The organism is Flavihumibacter sp. CACIAM 22H1 (genome assembly GCF_001601815.1).
Lineage (GTDB): Bacteria > Bacteroidota > Bacteroidia > Chitinophagales > Chitinophagaceae > Flavihumibacter.
Window position 1 is genome coordinate 7,593 of the sequence record NZ_LUKG01000094.1, and the last position, 3,497, is coordinate 11,089.

3 protein-coding genes are annotated in these 3,497 nt (G+C 46.0%); all 3 read right to left on the reverse strand.

Translation table 11 applies throughout. The features are described from left to right. On the reverse strand, positions 1–1,215 hold a 1,215-nt coding region (locus tag A1D16_RS18925), incomplete at its 3' end, for a DUF1549 domain-containing protein (RefSeq protein WP_290712420.1). Positions 1,216–1,415: 200 nt separating this feature from the next. Further along, a complete protein-coding gene (locus tag A1D16_RS18930) occupies positions 1,416–2,444 on the reverse strand; it encodes a beta-propeller fold lactonase family protein (RefSeq protein ID WP_290712422.1) in 1,029 nt (342 codons plus the stop codon). Between the two features lie 9 nt (positions 2,445–2,453). Further along, positions 2,454–3,497: mannonate dehydratase (locus tag A1D16_RS18935; RefSeq protein ID WP_290712424.1), on the reverse strand; the 1,044-nt coding region annotated here is incomplete at its 5' end.

Consider the following 3,497-nt stretch of genomic DNA (forward strand, 5'->3'; position numbering starts at 1 on the left):
GTTCAATACATAGGTGGGGCGGATGGTATCCAATTCTCCCATTACAGAAACCATCAGTGCACCGGTATCTTCCCGGTTGATAAAGGAAAGTGTTGATTTAAGTTCTTCATTCGTCAGTTTCAGTATGGGATTTTTAGCCGGCTTGGAAATGGATATATCCCCTTCATACCCTATTTCATAGGTACTGTTAAAAAACGCAAAAAGGCTGAAATAATCTTTCTGCGAAATCGGATCGTACTTATGATCGTGGCATTGGGCACATTCAGCCGTCAATCCCAACAGTCCTTTTGTGTAGGTTTTGGTTTTGTCCAGCACGTATTCTATCCGGTATTCTTCCGGTATCACACCCCCTTCTTCCGTGTATTTATGATTGCGGAAAAAAGCGGTAGCCAGTATCTGTTCTTTAGTGGCATTGGGCAACATATCTCCGGCCATTTGCCAGGTTACAAACTGATCGTAGGGCATATTTTCATTAAATGCCTTGATCACCCAGTCGCGCCAGGGCCACTGTGTACGGATATTATCATCCTGGTAACCATAGCTATCGGCATACCGGGCAACATCCAGCCAATGAACCGCCATTTTTTCACCGTATTGAGGAGATGCCAACAAGGTTTCAACCAGCTTTTCATAGGCATTTTCGGACTTATCCTGCAGAAACTGGTCCATCAATGCTTCAGTGGGCGGCAAACCGGTAAGATCCAGGGACACTCTTTTCAGCAATCTTTCCTTATCCGCTTCCTCATTCATGGAAAGACCCTTTTCCTTCAGGCGCTGCTGGATAAAATAATCTATTTCATTTTTTGTTTTGGAAGGATCCAGTTTCGGAACCTCCTGCTTTACCGGTGCAACAAAAGCCCAATGCGGTTCGTATTCAGCGCCCTGCTCAATCCATTTTTTAATGATATCAGCTTCTACTTCGGTAAGGGCACCCAGGTGAGAATCAGGCGTTGGCATAACATAGGCCGGGTCAGTGGAAATGACCCGCTTGTACAATTCCGATTCCTGGGGTTTTCCTGGCACCAGGGCAAAAGCACCTTTGGTTTCTTTCAGGGGCGCAAAAGCAAATTCAGGAAGGTCGAGTCGAAGACCAGCTTCCATTTTGTTTAGATCCGGGCCATGACATTTGAAACATTTATCAGACAGGATGGGCCTTACATGGTAGTTATAACTAATCTTTCCCGAAGGCATTCCTCCTTCAGCGGCACTGTTCATACAGGCTGTAAAAGCAATCGCTGCTACAATCAGAATACAGACAGCGACCAGTATTTTTCTCCTCATTTACTATGGCTTATGGTCGTTTTCAAATTTACTACAATGACGGCAGGAATTCTACTTCAAATCCGCCAAAAACCTAATCAAAATTTCCTTTCTCCGATACGATTTTACCCTCCACAGGAGCTATTAGCAGATAGCTAGTCTAACCAGCAAAAACTATTTGGGGTATATACATCGCTACTATGCGAGAACTGTAATTGACCGCTCAACGGGTTTCTTTTAAAGACGGTAATGGAATTACTATCCTGGTTGGCAGACAAGAGCCAGTTACCAACGGGGGCAATACTGATGGCCCTGGGCGTTTGTCCCTGGCAATCCACTGCTCCTACCTGGCAAATCCGGTCATTGATAATTTCCAGGCAATAGATGGTATTCGTACTACGCTCACTAACGTATATGAATTTATCAAATGCATCAACTATAATAGCCGCAGCACTTGCTTTATTGCCGCTATGAAGCCGGATACGATCAATGACAACATAACCGGCACCCGAGCCTTTCAGCAAAAAAACAACGCCATTCAGTTCGGCCAAAACAACCAGGTAGCTATGTGCCCGAATAGAGATCATATGGCGGGCACCAGATCCGGGCATAAGGTTTACACCCATAGAATCTACCTGCTCCCAATTACCGCTGCTGTTCTGTTGATAGAAACACAGCGCATCAAGCCCCAAGTCCACCACATAAAAAGACTGTTCAGACAAAGGCAGGATCATATGCGGATGCGGGGCTTCCTGCCGTTCCGGGTCCTTGCCCGAACCACTGTGGCGTATCAAGTGAATACGTTCCTTTCCGGTTGCTATTCCGCTTATAATACCGATATCACTGCTCAGGTAATTGGCCAGAACAAGCGCCTCTCCTACTACGGCTATATGGCAGGCAAATGACACCGGTACAGGAATGCTTTTCTGCCTTGTTAAAGAAAATGCTGCCTGCTTTACATAACCGGCTAAACAAGGATTATCCGAAGCCATAATTTCTTCTGCCACCCATACCATTTGACGGGATTTATCCCAGATCGGATAACTTGGATTTCTTAAGGCGATCTGGTCAAGCAATGTCAATTGACCCGACTCCTCCGAAAAATCAAACAAACTCATGCCCTTACCCCGGGCATCAATAGCCGGTGAAAGCGCTTCGGTGTAAGAACCTGTCAACAAAAGCATGGTACTGGTTTAATGAATAAAGTTCATAGCTGCTTTCATATACCCCAGGGCATACGCCATACCGGCATACCACCCCCCTTCTACCGACATTTGGGGGGTATGATCAGGAATCAATACACCCTGGAAATTTTTTTCGCGCAGTATCCGGATTATTTCACCCATATCAATATCACCTTCATCTACAAAAACTTCGCGGTAAGCCGGTACTTTGCCTTTTACATTTCTAAAATGAATATAACTGATATGATCAGCATACTGCCGGGTTGCCTCATACACATTACCTTCTGTCATTTCTGCAATAGAACCCAGGCAGAATTCCAGCTTATTTGCCTTGCTGGGATATAGATTCAGCAATTTTTGATACAGGTGGGGTTGATACACCAGCCTGGGCGTATTTCTTACCTCCGGCATTGGCGGATCATCCGGATGTGCAGCCAGTTGAACACCTGCCTCTTCTGCTACCGGAAGAAGTTCTTCCAGGAAATAAGCCAAGCGCTGCCACAGTACATCCTGACTGATAGGAGGTACTATACCTGGTGCTGCCTCCTGGTCATAGACCATATTCCATATCATACCATTAGGGATAGGACGGTTATCTACCCCGTCCATTCCAACTGAAACAGCTCCCCCCCTGGCAAACGGCCCGGTGATTCTACTGGATACACCAGCCAGGCTGAAATTGTACCCGATTACCGGTATGCCCACTTTACCCACGGTACGGATATGTTGTTTCAGCACTTCCAACTGCTCCTGTTTGCGGGGCCCGTCCAGCAATACATCGTACCAATGCGCGGGATCAAAGTTTTCAATAGCCGCCCAGGTAAGCCCGGCGTCTTCAATTTGTTTTTTAATATCCAGCAACTTTTCATACTGCCATAAATCACTGGTATGGCCGGCTATGCCCCAACCCGAATTATCTCCAATGGGCTGGTTATTTTTATTATCCTGGTTGCCCTTGTAAAAATAATCCACGAGGTGCACCACTACATCGGTGCAACCACATTGTTTGGCAAAATCAAAATGCTGTTTATCCAGCATATGGCTGTAAAGCCC

Coding starts and splice junctions, on each gene's coding strand:
- A1D16_RS18930 (WP_290712422.1), bottom strand. CDS start 2,444: ATGCTTTTGTTGACAGGTTCTTACACCGAAGCGCTTTCACCGGCTATT.